This window comes from Pseudoalteromonas luteoviolacea (assembly GCF_000814765.1).
Classification (GTDB): Bacteria; Pseudomonadota; Gammaproteobacteria; order Enterobacterales; family Alteromonadaceae; genus Pseudoalteromonas; species Pseudoalteromonas luteoviolacea_H.
The window spans coordinates 113,631-131,639 of record NZ_JWIC01000004.1 but is presented as its reverse complement, the minus strand read 5'-3'; the positions used below and the strand labels follow the sequence as shown (position 1 = coordinate 131,639).

The 18,009-nt window shown below is 43.6% G+C and carries 16 protein-coding genes; 7 read left to right on the top strand and 9 right to left on the bottom strand.

Annotated features, from left to right (window positions below):
* Window positions 1–17 precede the first annotated feature (17 nt).
* From JF50_RS03700 to mgtE, 6 genes are all read left to right on the top strand, one after another.
* Window positions 18–1,532, top strand: coding sequence for an RNA polymerase factor sigma-54 (locus tag JF50_RS03700; protein ID WP_039608162.1), 1,515 nt, complete (start codon window positions 18–20; stop codon window positions 1,530–1,532).
* Window positions 1,533–1,558: 26 nt separating this feature from the next.
* Window positions 1,559–1,846: a ribosome hibernation promoting factor gene (gene hpf, locus JF50_RS03695; protein WP_023397244.1), complete on the top strand. Its 288-nt coding sequence runs from the start codon at window positions 1,559–1,561 to the stop codon at window positions 1,844–1,846.
* 2 nt (window positions 1,847–1,848) lie between these two features.
* Window positions 1,849–2,304 carry a PTS IIA-like nitrogen regulatory protein PtsN gene (gene ptsN, locus JF50_RS03690; RefSeq protein WP_039608161.1) on the top strand — a complete coding sequence of 152 codons (456 nt, stop codon included), beginning with the start codon at window positions 1,849–1,851 and terminating at the stop codon, window positions 2,302–2,304.
* Window positions 2,305–2,316: 12 nt separating this feature from the next.
* Window positions 2,317–3,159 (top strand): RNase adapter RapZ, encoded by an 843-nt coding sequence (gene rapZ, locus JF50_RS03685; protein ID WP_039608160.1) that lies wholly within the window; start codon window positions 2,317–2,319, stop codon window positions 3,157–3,159.
* Window positions 3,159–3,437, top strand: coding sequence for an HPr family phosphocarrier protein (locus JF50_RS03680; RefSeq protein WP_039608159.1), 279 nt, complete (start codon window positions 3,159–3,161; stop codon window positions 3,435–3,437). The genes rapZ and JF50_RS03680 overlap by 1 nt, the downstream gene beginning before the upstream one ends.
* Window positions 3,438–3,742: 305 nt before the next feature.
* Window positions 3,743–5,101 carry a magnesium transporter gene (gene mgtE / locus JF50_RS03675; protein ID WP_039608158.1) on the top strand — a complete coding sequence of 453 codons (1,359 nt, stop codon included), beginning with the start codon at window positions 3,743–3,745 and terminating at the stop codon, window positions 5,099–5,101.
* A 34-nt stretch (window positions 5,102–5,135) separates the two neighbouring features.
* On the opposite strand, the gene pmbA is transcribed toward mgtE, so the two are convergent.
* Window positions 5,136–6,485 (bottom strand): metalloprotease PmbA, encoded by a 1,350-nt coding sequence (pmbA, locus tag JF50_RS03670; protein ID WP_039608157.1) that lies wholly within the window; start codon window positions 6,483–6,485, stop codon window positions 5,136–5,138.
* A 150-nt stretch (window positions 6,486–6,635) separates the two neighbouring features.
* Here pmbA and yjgA point away from each other — a divergent pair, with 150 nt between their 5' ends.
* On the top strand, window positions 6,636–7,160 hold the full coding sequence (gene yjgA, locus JF50_RS03665) for a ribosome biogenesis factor YjgA (RefSeq protein WP_039608156.1): 525 nt from the start codon (window positions 6,636–6,638) through the stop codon (window positions 7,158–7,160).
* 46 nt (window positions 7,161–7,206) lie between these two features.
* On the opposite strand, the gene tldD is transcribed toward yjgA, so the two are convergent.
* From tldD to JF50_RS03625, 8 genes are read right to left on the bottom strand one after another with little or no spacing between them, the layout of a single operon-like run.
* The gene (gene tldD, locus JF50_RS03660) at window positions 7,207–8,646 is read right to left on the bottom strand and encodes a metalloprotease TldD (RefSeq protein WP_039608155.1); all 1,440 of its coding nucleotides are present in this window, start codon (window positions 8,644–8,646) and stop codon (window positions 7,207–7,209) included.
* Window positions 8,643–9,470 (bottom strand): carbon-nitrogen hydrolase family protein, encoded by an 828-nt coding sequence (locus JF50_RS03655; RefSeq protein WP_152614477.1) that lies wholly within the window; start codon window positions 9,468–9,470, stop codon window positions 8,643–8,645. Before JF50_RS03655 ends, tldD begins: the two co-directional genes overlap by 4 nt.
* A 33-nt stretch (window positions 9,471–9,503) precedes the next feature.
* Window positions 9,504–13,538 carry a YhdP family protein gene (locus JF50_RS03650; protein WP_052262124.1) on the bottom strand — a complete coding sequence of 1,345 codons (4,035 nt, stop codon included), beginning with the start codon at window positions 13,536–13,538 and terminating at the stop codon, window positions 9,504–9,506.
* A 6-nt stretch (window positions 13,539–13,544) separates the two neighbouring features.
* Window positions 13,545–15,017 (bottom strand): ribonuclease G, encoded by a 1,473-nt coding sequence (gene rng, locus JF50_RS03645; RefSeq protein WP_039608153.1) that lies wholly within the window; start codon window positions 15,015–15,017, stop codon window positions 13,545–13,547.
* 1 nt (window position 15,018) lies between these two features.
* Entirely contained in the window at window positions 15,019–15,588 is a 570-nt protein-coding gene (locus JF50_RS03640; protein WP_039608152.1) for a Maf family protein, read from the bottom strand.
* Entirely contained in the window at window positions 15,588–16,064 is a 477-nt protein-coding gene (gene mreD, locus JF50_RS03635; protein ID WP_039608151.1) for a rod shape-determining protein MreD, read from the bottom strand. The genes JF50_RS03640 and mreD overlap by 1 nt, the downstream gene beginning before the upstream one ends.
* Window positions 16,054–16,896 (bottom strand): rod shape-determining protein MreC, encoded by an 843-nt coding sequence (gene mreC / locus JF50_RS03630; protein ID WP_039608150.1) that lies wholly within the window; start codon window positions 16,894–16,896, stop codon window positions 16,054–16,056. Before mreC ends, mreD begins: the two co-directional genes overlap by 11 nt.
* Window positions 16,896–17,939 (bottom strand): rod shape-determining protein, encoded by a 1,044-nt coding sequence (locus JF50_RS03625; RefSeq protein ID WP_010376642.1) that lies wholly within the window; start codon window positions 17,937–17,939, stop codon window positions 16,896–16,898. The genes mreC and JF50_RS03625 overlap by 1 nt, the downstream gene beginning before the upstream one ends.
* Between the last annotated feature and the right edge of the window lie 70 nt (window positions 17,940–18,009).

The following is an 18,009-nucleotide window of genomic DNA, read 5'->3' as shown; positions in this document are numbered from 1 at the left end:
AGGATTGTTAGAGATACATGAGGCAATCGCTACAGCTGCGCATGGGGCAGCAATTAACAATGACACCACAGTTGCAACAAGCAATTCGCTTGCTGCAATTGAGCACATTAGACCTCCAGCAAGAAATTCAAGAAGCGCTGGACAGCAATCCTTTATTGGAAGTAGAAGAAAACGAACAAGAAGCTTTTGAAAATGGTCTAGATAAACCCCATGAACAGGCGCAAGCAACAGACAAGTCAGAGTCTAATACTGAAGAGCAGGTAGAGCCGCAACTCAGTGATTATGAACAAGACACAGACACCGCGCTCAACAAAGAGACACTCAGTGATGAGATGGCTATGGATGTCACATGGGATGAGTATATCAGTGCGGCGCCAGTCAGTTCGTCTGGTGGACCCATGCCTGAAGATGAAAGTGTTTATCAAGGTCAAACTACCGAAAGCCTTCAAGAGTATTTGATGTGGCAGTTAGAATTAACACCTTTCAGTGCGACAGACAGACTTATTGCACTGTCTATTGTTGAAGGGGTTGATGATTCAGGTATCTTAACCGTCTCTTGCGAAGATATTCTTGAAAGCTTAAATAAAGACAACGACCAAGATCCTATTGAGTTAGACGAAGTTGAAGCGGTATTAAAACGTATTCAACTATTTGATCCGGTTGGGATCGCCGCTCGGAGCCTGCAAGAGTGCCTGATTGTTCAATTAAATCAATTTTCACCGGAGACTCCTTGGCTCGAGCAAACTAAACAGGTCATTGATGAGCACATCGATCTATTAGCAAATCGTGATTATCGTACTATCATGAAGAAAACAAAGCTCAAAGAAGGTGAGCTTAAAGAAGTGATGACGTTAATTCACAGCTTAAACCCCAAACCAGCTGCCAGTATTGTACAAGAAGAAGCTGATTATGTGATACCTGATGTCTCAGTCAAAAAGATAAAAGGTCGCTGGGTCGTTGAACTAAACCCTGATTCTATGCCTAAAATTAGAGTCAACGATCACTATGCTGCTATGTCACGATCGGTAAAATCCAGCAGTGACAGTCAGTTTATCCGCTCACATTTACAAGAAGCCAAGTGGTTTATTAAAAGTTTAGAAAGCAGAAATGAAACTTTATTGAAAGTTACTAATTGCATTGTTCAGCAACAACAGGCATTCTTTGAACATGGCCCTGAGGCAATGAGACCTATGGTACTCAATGATGTTGCTGAAATGGTTGATATGCACGAGTCGACAATTTCTCGAGTAACAACACAAAAATATATGCACACGCCTCGCGGCATTTATGAATTGAAATACTTCTTCTCGAGCCATGTTAGTACCGAGAATGGTGGTGAATGCTCTTCAACAGCAATTCGAGCGCTCATCAAAAAGCTAATCGCTGCAGAAAACTCAGCTAAGCCGTTAAGTGATAGCAAAATTGCAGATGTGTTAGCAGATCAAGGTATCAAGGTGGCAAGACGTACTATTGCCAAATACCGAGAGTCTTTGGCTATTCCACCGTCTAATCAGCGTAAAAGCTTGATTTAGGCGTAACAAAAGAAGGAAAAATGCTTATGCAACTAAATTTAACTGGTCGCCATGTAGAAATTACCGATTCATTAAGAGACTACGTAACAAGTAAGTTTGCGAAGCTAGAAAGGCATTTTGATCACATCAATAACGTTCATGTAATCTTAGATGTCGAGAAACTCATACAAAAAGCAGAAGCGACGTTACATGTGAATGGAGGCGAATTATTCGCGTCAACAGAACATAAAGACATGTACGCTGCCATTGACGGTTTGATTGATAAATTGGATAGGCAGGTCATTAAACATAAAGAGAAGCTAACTCGACATTAACCATGAAACTTAGCACACTAATTTCCGAGGACTGTAGCAAAGCTGCGGTCCTTTTTAATAGTAAAAAAAGAATACTCCAATATATCAGTGAACTGGCACAACAAAAAATACCAAATGCCAATCAGCATGATATCCTTGAAGCACTCCTCAATCGCGAAAAATTAGGCAGCACAGGTATAGGGAAAGGGATAGCTATTCCGCACGGTCGATTATCAGGCCTTAGTGACGTTGTCGCTATTTTACTCGTGAATCAACAAGCCATTCCTTTTGACGCTTATGATGACCGCAATGTCGATATTTTTGTTGCACTCATCGTACCAGATGGTGAAAATAAACAACATTTAGAGACCTTAGCGAGTATCGCTGGTAAACTAAATGATAAACATTTTTGTAAGCGGCTTAGACAAGCGAGTAATGATAACGAGCTTTACCAAGTCCTTGTTGAATATGATAAATAATAGGAATTAACTGTGGAGCTCATAATTATCAGTGGCCGCTCTGGCTCAGGTAAATCTGTTGCATTAAGAGTATTGGAAGACTTAGGTTATTACTGCGCTGATAATATTCCTGTCAACCTGCTACCTGCTTTGGTCCGCAGTGTTTCAGACAGTTACAATAAAATCGCTGTCAGTATCGATGTAAGAAACTTACCAAAAGAACAACAAGAGTTTCACGATATTTTGGAATACTTACCTGGCTTTGCTAAACCACAGGTTTTTTATCTAGATTGTGACGACCAAACATTGGTTAAGCGCTTCTCAGAAACGCGTCGTTTACACCCACTATCATTAAATGACCTCCCCCTGGATTTAGCCATTAAACAAGAAAGAAACTTGCTTGATGTATTAATCCGACGTGCTGATGTAACCATAGATACAACCGACTTGAGTGTACATCAACTGGCAGAGAGTGTGCGTGAAAAAATCTTAGGTCAAAAAGACAAACAGCTGATTATTACATTCGAGTCGTTTGGTTTTAAACATGGTATTCCAAAAGAAGCTGATTATGTCTTCGACGCACGATTTTTGCCCAATCCACACTGGGAACCAGAATTAAAGCCTTTAACTGGTTTAGATCAACCGGTAATAGATTATTTGTCTAGCCATAGCATAGTGCAAAAATTTGTGTGGCAAATTCAAACCTTTATGCAAACTTGGCTCCCGCATTTAGAACGCAATAACCGCAGCTACCTGACGATTGCGATCGGGTGTACCGGTGGTCAACACCGTTCTGTGTACTTGGCTCAAACACTTGGCGAGCGTTTTCAAAGAACGCATTCTAACGTGAAGATTCGTCACCGAGAACAAGAATAATGACACAGTCGCAACAAGGTTTTTTTCTGATAAAAAATAAGTTGGGATTGCACGCTAGAGCCGCAACGGTATTGGCACAACTCTCTACACAGTTCGATGCGGACATTACCTTATATCAGGGAGAAAAAAGTGCGCCAGGTGATAGCGTACTTGCCTTACTGCTATTGGAAAGTAGCCAAGGGAAGCAGGTTAAAGTCACTTGCACAGGCCCTGATGCCCATGATGCTTTAATTGCCATAGGGAATCTGATCGAGAATAAGTTCCATGAAGACGAATAGCAAATAGACATCATCTAAGCCACTGCTCTTCAAATTTGCATTCATAGTACTACCAACGTACTAAAAATGTCATAGATTACTTTTAATTTAAACAGCTATAATCATTATATTATTTTTTCTATTACAATATTATAGGTAGCAACGATTGAAGTCATGAAACTTCAATTTAACGTGCCTCTAATAAGAGCTGACTAAACGAGAACGCGAACTGCATTCGCGTTGATAAGTCGAAAATAACGAAGTCGCCTTCTGTAACGGGTCACAATACACTGTTACTTTTTCTATAATTTGAAATTTGGAAGCCTATGCCTGACGTTTTTGAACAAGACTATACACTGGAACAATTACAACAAGTAACCAAAGCAATAAACAGTGGACAGTTTGTTCAAGTAAGACAAACGCTGGCTGAGATCCCGCCTTGTGACACAGCACTTTTACTCGAGTCCTCTCCACACAAAATAAGAACAACGCTCTGGCAATTAGTTGACCCAGATATACAAGGTGATGTACTCGAAGAATTATCCGAAGACGTTCGCTTAAGCATCATTGCCAAAATGGAGCCTGAGCTCATCGCGGCAGCCACGGAAGATATGGATGATGATGATCTGGGTGAAGTACTCAGAAGCTTGCCAGTGCCCATCTATCAAGACGTTATCAGTGCTATGGACAGTCAGGATAGGGCGCGTGCTACGCAGGCCTTATCCTATAACGAAGGCTCTGCAGGCGCGTTAATGAATGGAGATACAATCACCATTCGCCCCGATGTAAGCTTGGATGTTGTATTAAGATACTTGCGCCTCAAAGAGGAGTTGCCCCAAGGCACTGATGACCTCTATGTTGTGGATAAAGAAAACCACTTTTTAGGCTCGTTACCGATCGGTATTTTACTGACAAACCCACCTGACAAGCTCGTGCAAGAGTTGATGAATGAAGAGCGAGAAACCATTCCTGTTACTATGGCTGAAAGCGAAGTAGCACAACTATTCGAGCGTCATAATTGGATCTCTGCGCCGGTGGTCGATGATCACACTCAGTTACTCGGCCGGATCACCATTGATGATATTGTTGATGTCATCAGAGAAGATGCTGAACACAGCTTGATGAGCATGGCCGGTCTAGAGGATGAAGAAGATACCTTTGCCCCTGTTATGAAAAGTAGCCAAAGACGCTCAATTTGGCTCGGGATTAACCTGCTTACGGCTTTGCTTGCTGCTTTTGTCGCAAGTTTTTTCGAAAGCACCTTAGACATACTCCCCATTTTAGCTGTACTCAATGGCATTGTGCCAAGTATGGGTGGGGTCGCAGGCAGCCAAACTTTAACATTGGTCATTCGCGGTATCGCCCTCGGCCATGTCAATCAAACTAACCAAAAGTTTTTACTCGGAAAAGAGCTCGCTATCGGGGCCTTAAATGGCGTGCTGTGGTCATTGCTGATAGCAGGTGTAGTAGCTCTATGGCAATGGGACTTTAAGCTTGGCGCCGTAATCGCCTTTGCTATGTTTATGAACTTAGTCGCTGCAGGGATAGCCGGTGCCAGTATTCCTTTGATACTTAAACGTATGAAGATAGACCCAGCACTCGCAGGCAGTGTCGTGCTAACCACAGTCACAGACATTGTGGGCATTTTTGCTTTCTTGGGAACGGCGACTTGGTTTTTACTCTGAGCTTAGCTCAGAGTATCTCAAAACTATCAGTGGGTTATTCGCCCGCAACCTGCATACTTTCAATCAAAACTGAACCGGTTTGTACCGCACCGCGTAGTTCAACATCCCCCCCAATCGCTTGGATATTTTGGAACATATCTTTTAAGTTGCCAGCGATGGTAATTTCACTTACCGGATACTGTATCTCACCATTTTCAACCCAAAAGCCTGCGGCACCGCGAGAGTAATCACCAGTCACCGTATTCACACCTTGCCCCATCAACTCTGTGACTAACAAGCCTGTGCCCATTTCATTGAGGATGGCTTTGAGATCATCATGTGTCTTGTTCACTAACCAATTGTGGATCCCACCAGCATGACCCGTCGCCTGCATACCCATTCTTCTCGCCGCATAACTGGCCATTAAATAAGTTTGCAGCTCTCCACCTGCAATGATATCTCTGTCTTGTGTATAGACGCCTTCACTATCAAACGGCGTTGAAGCCAACCCTTGCAAAAGGTGTGGCTTTTCTTGAACGGTGACACATGGGTTAAAAATTTGCTTTCCAAGTGTATCGAGTAAGAAGCTAGACTTGCGGTACAAAGCCCCGCCGCCAATTGCCGACACCAGATGTCCAAATAAGCTATTGGCAATATCCGCACGAAACACAACCGGTACTTTCATCGTCGACAGCTTTTGGCTACTAAGCTTCGCCAGTGTCGACTGCGCGGCTTCCACTCCAACAGCCTGCGGGTCTTTTAAGTGGTCATGCTTTCTCGCAATACTGAAAGCCGAGTCACGCTGCATCATGTCACCTTCTTGGCCAATGACCATCGTACTTAAGGTATGACGTGAGCGAGGAAAGCCCGCCAAAAAACCGTGACTATTACCATATACCCTTAACCCTTGATGAGAAGCTAAGCTGGCCCCGTCTGAATTGACGATACGTTCATCAAACTCTAATGCAGACTTTTCAGCTTCAATACAATGCTCAATCGCTTCTTGTGGTGATAAACTCCAAGGGTGATGCAGATCCAGATCGGGAATGTCTGTTGCCATCAGCGCTTTGTCAGCAAGCCCATTGCACTCATCATCAGCCGTATATTTTGCAATTTCAATGGCTTTTTTAACCACTGAACGTAAAGCTTGCTCACTTAGATCCGCTGTAGAAGCAGAGCCTTTGTGATTGCCAACGTACACGCTGATCCCCAAACTGCCATCTTGATTAAACTCAATCGTATCAACTTCACCCATTCGAGTACTAACAGACAGCCCTGAGGTACGACTCATTGCCGCTTCAGCGGAAGTTGCGCCCAATTCAGAAGCCATAGTTAACACTTCTGAGACAGCACCTTTCACTTCGTCGATTTGATGGTATATAGAACCAGCTTGGTTATCATTCATGTTGCTTTTCCAAATACTTGTAAACACTTCAATCCTAACACAGGACATACAATTTCGCTGAGATAGATTGCGAATGACTTCACTATAGCGATATTTTTCTGCGCTTCTTGGTATAATCAATAATATTGTAATATTAAATGGCCTAATATCATGGCAAAAAAACCAGACCATAACGTCGAAGACGAAGAAATCATCTATGTATCAAAGAGTGAATTGAAGCGAGATGCGCAGCAATACCAGCAACTGGGCATTGATATCGCCGAACTAGGTAAAAAGCAGCGAGAGAAGCTTCCGCTCACTAACGAACTCGTTGAAGCGATGGCCCTTGCGGATAAAATTCGCGGTAAACACGATGCGTATCGTCGTCACATGAACTACATAGCAAAAGTACTGCGTACCACAGACAATGTTGAACAGCTGCAAACGGCTTTGGATATGTTGCTAAATAGGAACAATCAAGCCGAAGTTTTACTTGGTCAAGTCGAAAGAGTACGTGATGATGTATTAAAGCTAGGTGACAGCAAGATTAATGAATTGCTTGAGGCACACCCATCAATGGAGCGCCAAAAGCTGCGCCAACTAGTGCGCCAAGCAAATAAAGAATTGAAAGCTGAAAAGCCTGCAAAAGGTTACAAAGAACTCTTTCAATATTTAAAAGAAGCCATCTTGCCTTAGTATGTTATGTAAGGGGAGTCGCGCCTCCCCTACGCTACACCTATGGCTAAGCCGTGCCACCCACAGTCAGTTGATCAATTTTAAGGCTTGGCTGACCGACCCCTACAGGGACACTTTGACCATCTTTACCGCACACACCGACGCCTCTATCCAGTGACAAATCGTTGCCAACCATCGAGATCTGCTGCATGGCTTCGGGACCGTTACCAATCAAAGTCGCTCCTTTAATTGGTTGAGTCACTTTACCATCTTCAATTAAGTACGCTTCTGACGCTGAGAACACAAACTTGCCTGACGTAATATCGACTTGACCACCGCCAAAGTTGCTCGCAAATATCCCTTTTTTCACTGAGCTGATAATGTCTTGCTGTGTACTCTCGCCAGCCAACATGTAAGTATTGGTCATTCTTGGCATAGGGAGATGTGCAAAAGACTCTCTGCGTGCATTACCGGTTGGCTGAGTCTCCATTAGACGCGCATTGGTTTTGTCTTGCATATACCCTTTTAAAATGCCGTTTTCGATCAGCACATTATATCCTGCAGGCGTACCTTCATCGTCAATATTCAATGAACCACGACGGTTAGCCATCGTGCCATCATCTACCACTGTGCACAGTGAAGATGCCACTTGCTCACCCACACGGCCACTAAAAGCTGAGGCACCTTTACGATTGAAATCACCTTCCAGTCCATGACCGACGGCTTCATGTAACAAGACACCCGGCCAACCCGACCCCAACACCACAGGCATCGTCCCCGCAGGCGCATCAATCGCGGTTAAATTAACACGCGCTTGCCTGACCGCTTCTTTTGCATAACTCATCCAGCGCGGCTGGCCATCTTCTAACTCTTTAAAATAGCCGTAATCTAAACGGGCGCCACCACCGGCACTACCGCGCTCTCTACGACCATTATTCTCAAGTAATACAGAGCAATTTAATCGCACTAGTGGACGAATATCTGTAGCAAACGTCCCATCACTTGCAGCGATTAAGACCTCTTCATAGACTGCAGCAATTGAACAAACCACCTGTTGCGCGTCCGGTGCCAGTTCCCTAATTGCATTGTCTACTTCTCTGAGCAAGGTGATCTTTTCTTCGTCACTCATACTCAACAAAGGTTGCACAGGTTGAAACTGAATTGGCGCCTGAACGTCTGTAAAAACCTGTATCGTTTTGGATTCACCTTGCTGTGCAATCGACCTCGCAGCCTCGGCAGCTTGGTTGATGGCCTCTAAATTAATCGCATCCGAGTAGCTAAACCCCGTTTGCTCACCACTGACTGCCCTTACACCAACACCGCGTTCAATATTGTAGCTACCCTCTTTGACCTTGCCATCTTCAAGCACCCAAGTTTCATTGTAACTGGACTGAAAATACAGATCGGAATAATCCACATTATATTGATGGATATAATTAAGTGTTTGTTCCAGCTGCTCTCTGGTTAACTGGCTATCAGCTAACAAGCTTTTTTCAACTTGATTCATATCATATTGCTCTTAAATCGATTGTGCTTGAATACAGGCATCGCATGCCTAATATCATACAGCTCGGTAAAATCTAACTGTCTTTGAATGGGCTGCAAAGATAGCATACTATCATCCAACACCTCTCCCCATGGAGAAATAATCACACTGTGCCCATAAGTTTCTCGCCCGTTTTGGTGTAACCCAACTTGGGCCGCTGCAATAACAAAACACTGCGTTTCAATCGCTCTGGCCTGTAGCAATGGCAGCCAGTGTGCTTCCCCTGTTACGGTAGTAAATGCACTGGGTACTAGCAATATATTCGCTTGCTGTGCACGTTGAACCTGATAAAGGCCTGCAAAGCGCATGTCGTAACACACACTTAAGCCTAGTCTACCAAATGGACTATCTACAACAACAACTTCACTGCCAGCTTCGGTAAAGTCTGATTCTCTGTAGCGTTTAGATTGATCGCTGACATCCGCATCAAATAAGTGAATTTTATTATACTGAGCGACAAGCTGACCTTGATCATCAAATAAGCAGCTAGCCGCATAATATTTCTCCCCAGTCGCTTGAATAGGAATTGTACCTGCATGCAGCCAAATATTTTTCTCTTTGCAAAGCTGCGAGATTTTCTCTATCCACACATCACTGGATTGAGCGACATCAAACGTATCACTTCCATTTGCACAAAATGCCAACCAAGCTTCCGGTAAGCAAACTAACGTGGGGGATTCAACACATATGGCATTGAGTTGCTCAGTTAAATATCGAAAGTTATCTTCCGGGACACTCCCTGAACACATCGGGATGACGACTAGATTGGCCTGCTTTGCTCTCATCATATTGCTTTAACCCCAGCGTAAATATCTAACTTAAAGTACCATGTCAGTGTTTTCATCGAGCACTTTGCTAGCTTGTTTATCCTTTTTTTCAGCTTTATCAAGCGCTTTATTTGATGGTTTAACGTCTGACTTTTCAGGTTTCTTTTGCCCTTCAACAGCTTGCTGACCTGCTTTGAGATTCACAGGTGCAGGAGATGGTGGTTCGACTTGAACAGGCTTGCTTTGTTCACTCTGATGGGTATCTTGCGCCTCAGTTGATGGAGATGGAGTTGGTTTAGGTTCTTCAGGTGCTTTGACACCCGGTAAAGTGACTTCTCGACTCTTTCTATCAACCTCTGTCACAACGGGCTCTTGCATTGTGCCTGTCACTTTAAAGTTAATTTCAGAAATAACTCGGGCTGAGTGGATCACTTTATCAATAGCTAACGCCGCAAGCCCAGTTACAGGATTCACCATCCAACCCACAATGACCGGTAAACTTGACGTAACTTGTGGCGCAATGGCTAAATCATAATTGATTTCATGAGTCTTTAAATTGACATACCCTGTAATGCTGAGATCCGCAGGAACACCATCCATTTTTGTATCCTGCGTGTAAGCAACCCCATTCTCTATCTGCAAGCTGCCTTCCATCTGGTTATAGAAAAACCCTTTTGCAAATACATCACGAAAGTCTAATTTTAACTTTCGAACCAACGAGTCTAAACTCAGCAATGAAAAAACACGTGCGCCTTGGTCACTGATGTCTGTTAAATGCCCTTCACCAAGTTGCCACTGGATCTCCCCACCCAATGTCTCCCAATCAAAGTCGTACGGTGCTGCGCGCCAATTTAGATCGAAGTCAATATTCGCTTGGGAGTCCTTAACAGTGGAAGTTATATCAAACTCCTCCATTAAATCGCCAAAGTCCGCACTACTTAAATTACCGCTAACATGAGATACACCATCTTGCCAGCGCCCTGTCGCCGAGAGGGTATGTGTGCCTTTATCAACATTGAGGTTACTGATTATCAGTTGCTCACCATTACCTGAAAATGCCAGATTCACCCTATCTAACTGATATTGGTTAATGCGGCAATCATCACAGCCAAACTCTATGGCAGGGATATTGACTAACCACTCGTCTCCCCCAATCTGCGCTTTAGGTGGTTCGGTTGCTTCTGTCTGCTGTGAATTAATCCGTAGATAATCCGCTTGCACACGAATAGGACTGGTATCTTGTCTAGGCAACTGCACCTGTGCCCTAAGCTCCTTACCATTCAAACGCATTTCAAGCCCGTCACTGTCAGGCTTCATAAGCATTTCAACATCGTTGAACAAGATATTGCCAACATAAAGTTGACCTAAATTTGCCCGAATTTCACTAAATTGGGGCAATAAACTTTGGTCTTGCTCAGTGGCGCCCTTACTTTGCTCAATGACTCTATCAAGAAATTCAAACCAACTATCGAGTTGTAATTCATCTTGGTCAATGGTCACGGAGAAACCGGGTCTATCTAAGCCCCTATTCTGCTTGCTGATAACTAAATGTGCTTTATCAAACTGTCCGCTTTGATTATCCAGAATCCCATTAAAGTAAAGTAGATCATTAATGTTTGCTGTGATCAGGTTAGAAATATCATCCCCTCTCACCTCACCAATTAACTTTCCTTTCGTCTGTGCTAACTTGTTATACGGCGCAGGCAGTGTCACAGCAGTTCCACTTAGGTCGGAGCTAAAGCTTGCCAAATAATTAAACCCTTGCTCAGTAAAATTCAATGCCACATTGGTATCTAGCACAGAAGTACCGGCAATAAACCCATCCATCAGGCCAGTCCCATGAGGCAATAACGCTTCGCTGTTCGCAAGCAATGATGTTTGCACATTCACTTCATAGCCTTGTTTATCGTCACTGCCCCTCACAGAGAAGTCGATAGGCATAGTAAGCCAAGTTGCTTTCGCATCTATCAGCTTAATTTCATCGTCATGAAAAGTAAGCTCACCAGCAACATTATCAAGTTGCATGCCCGGCTTACTTAAATAAATTCGGTTGTTATCCAGTAGTACCTTGCCTTTAGCAAGCACATTCAGATCTTTAAGATCGATATCAAGTTCAATATCACCTTCAGCACGCCCTTGCCCTTGCACAACTTCAAATACATTGACTAAAGGATCAGCTATGGGAGTGTCTGCAAAAAAGTCTTTTAAACTGGCAGCCTCAGTTTGCTGCTTAATTTTCACGTAAAGGTTATCGGCTTGTTCAAGATCCGGTAAACTCACGAGCACTTCACCGTCGATAGTCTGATTAGACAGCTTGCCTGAAGTTGCTAATATGTCCATACGTTCATTGTGGAAGTGTAGCTCAACGCCCGCATCTTTGACGCTTTGCCAGTCAGGAGCAAATAAGAACTCCGCACCTTGTATCTTTGCCAATACCTCAAATTGTCCCTGCTTATCACGAAATGGGAATGCTGTTAACGGTCCTGATAGCAGTACTTGGGCACGGACATCTTGCCCAGCAATGATCCCGCGTTCGAGATATTCAACGAGGTTACTGTGCATTAAGTCGAGTGGAAAATAATGGCCTGCAATAGAAGCATCTTTAGCAAATGCCTCAGCATATAAATCAAGCTCAGGGTATTCGAACAATCGAGTATGAAACTCAAGTGCCACAGCAATTTGCTTGTTGCTGGCCCATAAGTTGTCTGAATTAACGTGCCAATTATCTTGCTGATCCTGCCAAAAATGAATATCACCATTGAGTTCATCAATATCAATGGGGGCTTTAAAGCGCGGTCCAGTGACAAGTTGCTGCTGATGAGCACTGACACTGACGACACCTCGCTGTCCTTGCCAGTTAAACTCAAGATTAAGCCCTTTAAGCCCAGGGGCGTTGTCGCTCTCTTGCCAGCCTATATCTTCTAGTTCCCCCCAAGCGGTGACGCCTTCACTGTCACTAAAGGTAAGCTTTGCTTTACTCAATGCGCCATGAAATTCACTTTGTTCAATGCCTTTGGCCCAGCCGTAGTGTGTTAAGGCTAAAGCATGAGCAATGGGCTCTAAATCAAACTGTTGTATCCAAAAAGTAGAGTGTGTGTCAGACCACTTTCCTTGAAAATACATGGGTGGGTAATCTTGCTCATTGCTGCGAAAATGAAACTCAGAACTTGAAAGCGACCAACCATGCTCAGCGGGGGCAAAACGGATTTGACCGGATTCCAGACCTAATTTATTAGTCTGGCTACTATCTAACCATGTGACGTAGCTTGGCTGCACTTCAATCAAGATGTCTTGTAATTTACCCAGCTCTAACTGTGCCCAAAGCTGGCCATTAATACTCGCACTTAAATTTCGATAATCATCATCTAAGTGCTCATCGATAAGATCCAAAACATTCAGATCGTGTGCTTGAAGATAAATATCTCCAGCGATCTCATGTAAGCTTTCTCCTGACAGTTTAACCCGAGTATTCAAGCTGCCTTGTGACAGACTTGGAAAGATTAACCGACCTTCACCGTGATGAGCATTGGTACTATTTTGCCATACCATATCTTGAACAAGTACCTTGTGGTAATTGTCATCCTCGATAAATAACTTTACTTCACTGTTTTGCACCGCAAAATGACCAGTTTCACCTAGAAACAGGCCTTCAAGCAAAGCTTGTTGCTCAAAATCACCTGAGCTTTCAGCTAAATTGAGCCGATCTAAATGAATATTGGCTTTAAAGCCATCCAGTACAAAATAATTGGATACTAATTGCCACTGCCTAAGAGACTGCACCACATTCACTTGCAAACTGGTGTTATCGATATGCAAGGAGATAGGCGCATTTTGATTATCTTCGAAACTTACATTTTCAAGTACCAGCGCAGGTCCAGTCCCCTGCCAACTTGCGCTGATTGAGCCGATACTTAATTCGACATTAAGTTGACGATAAATTAAAGATTCAATGCTTGTTTTGTAATCATTAGCATATGGGAGGCTTAGTTTCAGCAGCGAAACCAAAACCGCCACAATGACCAGCGTAACAGCAAAAACCTGCCAAACCTTGCGAATACAAAAAAAGCAAATTGTTTTGGGGTGCATATCGGCCTACATCATTACCACATCAAACTGCTCTTGGCTGTACAAGTTTTCAGTTTGGATACTCACTTGTTTCCCGATAAACAATTCAAGCTCAGCCAAATTGTGATATTCATCATTCACCAAAGCTTCACTTACTGCCGCTGACGCATATACCATAAATTTATCTGCTTCATATGCACGATTTACTCGCACAATTTCACGCAATATCTCATAACAGACCGTTTCAACTGTTTTCAACGATCCTCTGCCAGAGCATGAAGGGCAGACATCACATAAGATGTGCTCTAAACTTTCTCTGGTGCGTTTTCGCGTCATTTCGACCAGACCGAGTGCTGACAGACCATTAATATTCGCTTTAGCACGATCTTTTGCCAATGCAGCTTCCAAAGAGTGCAGCACGCGGCGCTTATGTTCATCTGAAACCATATCAATAAAGTCAATTATGATAATACCGCCAAGGTTCCTTAACCTGAGCTGACGCGCAATGGCCGACGTTGCTTCCACATTAGTATTAAAGATGGTTTCTTCTAAATTCCTATGGCCAACAAAAGCCCCGGTATTAACATCTACGGTTGTCATAGCTTCTGTTTGATCAATGATTAAGTAGCCACCTGATTTAAGCTCAACCTTACGATGCAATGCTTTTTGAATTTCAGCTTCAACATCAAAAAGATCGAAAATAGGTCGCTCTCCAGGATAGTATTCAAGCGTTTCAGAAAGCTGAGGGACAAATTCTTCTGTAAAAGTCTTTAATTGTTGATAAGTAAGCTTAGAGTCAACTCGGATGCGCTCCATATCCTCGCCGACATAATCTCGTAAGGTACGAAAAGCGAGCGTTAAATCTTCATGTAAGATGCTCGCCTTACTGGTTTTCCTACGTTTGCTGATAATTTTTTGCCACAGTTTTTTTAGAAACTCAGCGTCGTGTTTTAATTCAGCCTCCGCAGCGCCTTCCGCGGCAGTGCGGACGATAAAACCACCATTTTCATCATTATATTCAGCAACAATATGCTTTAGTCTATCGCGTTCTTCCTCGGTTTCTATTCGTTGGCTCACACCCACATGTGTCGCATCTGGCATAAAAACCAAATAACGTGACGGGATAGTAATATCTGTGGTTAAACGTGCACCTTTGGTGCCGATAGGATCTTTTACAACTTGCACCATGATGAATTGGCCCTGTTTAACCAACTCTCTAATGTCCTGCACTTTTTTAATTGGCTGATCGTCGACTGCCTCTTCAATAGACGCACTACTTACGATATCTGAGGCATGCAAGAAAGCCGCTTTCTCTAACCCAATATCAACGAATGCAGCCTGCATGCCAGGCAATACTCGACTTACTTTGCCTAAATAAATATTGCCGACAATGCCCAGGTTGCCTACCCGTTCGACTTGAACTTCTTGCAGTACACCATTTTCAATTAGTGCGACGCGACTTTCACTGGGTGTCACATTGATCAATAATTCGCTACTCATCTCAGCCCGCCATAAATGCTTGAATTAATTCGTCTGTTTCATATAAAGGTAGTCCGACTACTGCAAAATAACTACCTTTGAGCTGTGTTACAAATCGCCCACCTAGGCCCTGTATACCATAACCACCCGCTTTATCTTGAGGCTCTCCACTTAACCAATACTGTTCAATTTCATCATCTGACAGCACTTTAAATGTCACATCGGTCACCACCGTCTGGCTTATGACCTTTTCACTATTTGCTAATGCAATTGCCGTCATCACCTGATGTGTCTTGCCCGATAGCCTTGCCATCATCGATAAAAAGTCGGCCTTATTGACTGGTTTACCGAGTGCTTTACCTTCTGCCACAACGATCGTATCACTGCCTAACACGGGACGATCTTCTTGTCCGATCCCTACTCCAGTTTGCGCTTTTAAACGAGCAAGTCGTTCCACCAATGCCTTTGGATGTTCATTTGGCAGCGCGCGCTCATCCGCATCGACAGAAAATTGCTCAAAGACATAACCAAGTTGACTCAGTAGCGCTTTACGGCGTGGTGAAGCCGATGCTAAATATAGTTTTACTGCCATTAACGGATCCTAAAGTGTCTACGATACTTTCTGAGTAAGAGAAATATCCAAGGCCAACACAGCATGCCCACCAGTGCTGGCCATAAATATGCAGGGTTAAAGTAAATATCTAACAAGAAGTGGTTTAACCAAAACTGCAATAAGTGGTAAAGCGCTAGAAACAAGCCTATTAACATCGCTTGCTGCCACAACGAAAAATTTCTTAACTTCTGAAAATTACTGACCGTAATGTAAATACATACAGAATAAGTCAACGAATTAATTCCCAGAGGCGACCCCACTGCCAAATCCATGATTAAGCCTGTACACCACGCCCAACCAATATTAACTCGATGGGGTAATGCAATAGACCAATACATCAATACCAATAGGACCCAATCCGGCCTAAAAGGTTCTAAAGAAAAAGGTAATGGCATCAACGCCATGATAAGGGCGAGAAATACGCTGAAGGTGATAAAAGAAAAACTACGACTCATTGTTAACCTCTGCGTTGCTTTCTCCTAAAATAACTAATAGCCGGATCCTATCAAGCTGTGCGATTGGCTCAGCGTATACCTTGGCGAAAGGGAGTCCTTCATCTCGATCAATTTCAGTCACCACCGCCACCGGGTAGCCTTCAGGGAAACGACTCCCAAGCCCCGACGTAACTAAAATATCTCCGATTCGAATATCTAAGCTGTGCGATACGTGGGCAAGCTGAACTAGGTTAATTTTACCAATCCCTTCGACCACCATACTGACATCATTTCTTAATATTCGAACCGGTGTAGCATGGGTGGTGTCAGTCATCAGAAGGACACGAGAAGTCGTTGTGCCAACATGTGTGAGCTGGCCGACCAAGCCCAACTCGTCAATAACCGCTTGCCCCTCGGAAACACCATCGATAGTGCCTTTATTCACGACAATTTGATGGTTATAACGATTCGATCGCACCGATAGCACTTGTGCTATTTGGCGACTTTGAGATTGACGGGAAGATGCGCCTAATAGCGCTCGTAGCTCACTGTTTTCTTTGAGTAAGAATTGATATTGCTGAAGTTGTTCGCTTTGTAGCAATTGCTTGGCTCTAAGCAGTTCATTCTCGTTGAGCAGCCTATCACGTGTATGTAAAGTCTGTGCGCCAACGTTAAACAGTTCATAAGGAACATTGGCAGCGTATAATACCGGACTGACGAGCGTATTGAGGGTCGTTCTGACAAAAGTGCCACCAGAGGTATATCTATCACCAATGATTAAGACAATACTAAGCACAACTGCGACAGTAAGTCGCAGTTGTAAAGATATGCTTCGGACAAACAGTAAATTCATCAGTCGTAACTAAATACATCGCCACCGTGCATGTCTATCATCTCTAGCGCTTTACCACCACCGCGCGCAACACACGTCAATGGATCGTCCGCGACCACAACAGGGATCCCTGTTTCTTCCATTAATAATCGATCTAAGTCTTTTAGCAGTGCACCGCCACCTGTCAATACCATACCGTGCGCCGAGATATCAGATGCCAATTCTGGTGGTGATTGCTCAAGGGCCACCATAACAGCACTCACAATCCCCATAAGTGGCTCTTGTAACGCTTCAAGGATTTCGTGAGAGTTCAATGTAAATGAGCGTGGTACACCCTCGGCTAAGTTACGCCCACGAACCTCAATTTCAATCGGTGTTTCACTCTTAAATGCAGAGCCTATCTCATGCTTGATATGTTCTGCTGTCGCCTCACCAATTAAACTACCGAAGTTACGTCTTACATAATTAATAATAGCTTCATCAAACTTATCACCACCGATACGAACAGATGATGAGTAAACCACACCATTAAGAGAAATAATCGCCACCTCAGTAGTACCACCACCGATGTCAACAACCATCGAGCCCGTCGCTTCAGAGACAGGTAAACCCGCACCAATTGCCGCAGCCATTGGCTCTTCAATCAAATACACTTCACGTGCGCCAGCACCCATTGCAGACTCTCGGATCGCACGCTTTTCAACCTGAGTAGCACCACATGGCACACAGATTAATACGCGCGGGCTTGGACGCATGAAGTTATTGTTGTGGACTTGCTTGATGAAATGCTGAAGCATTTTTTCAGTCACGTAGAAATCAGCAATTACGCCATCTTTCATCGGTCTAATCGCTTTTATATTACCAGGTGTTCTACCCAGCATTTGCTTTGCAGCTGTACCTACTGAAGCAACACTTTTCGGGCCACCTGCTCTCTCCTGACGAATCGCTACCACTGAAGGCTCATTGAGAACAATGCCTTCTTCTTTTACATAAATCAGTGTATTCGCCGTGCCTAAATCAATAGACAGGTCATTTGAAAATAATCCACGTAGTTTTTTAAACATGAGGCTGGGTAACCTTAAAGAATTCTTTTAATCACCAAACCGCAGTAACTGTCGCTGCGGCTGAAATATT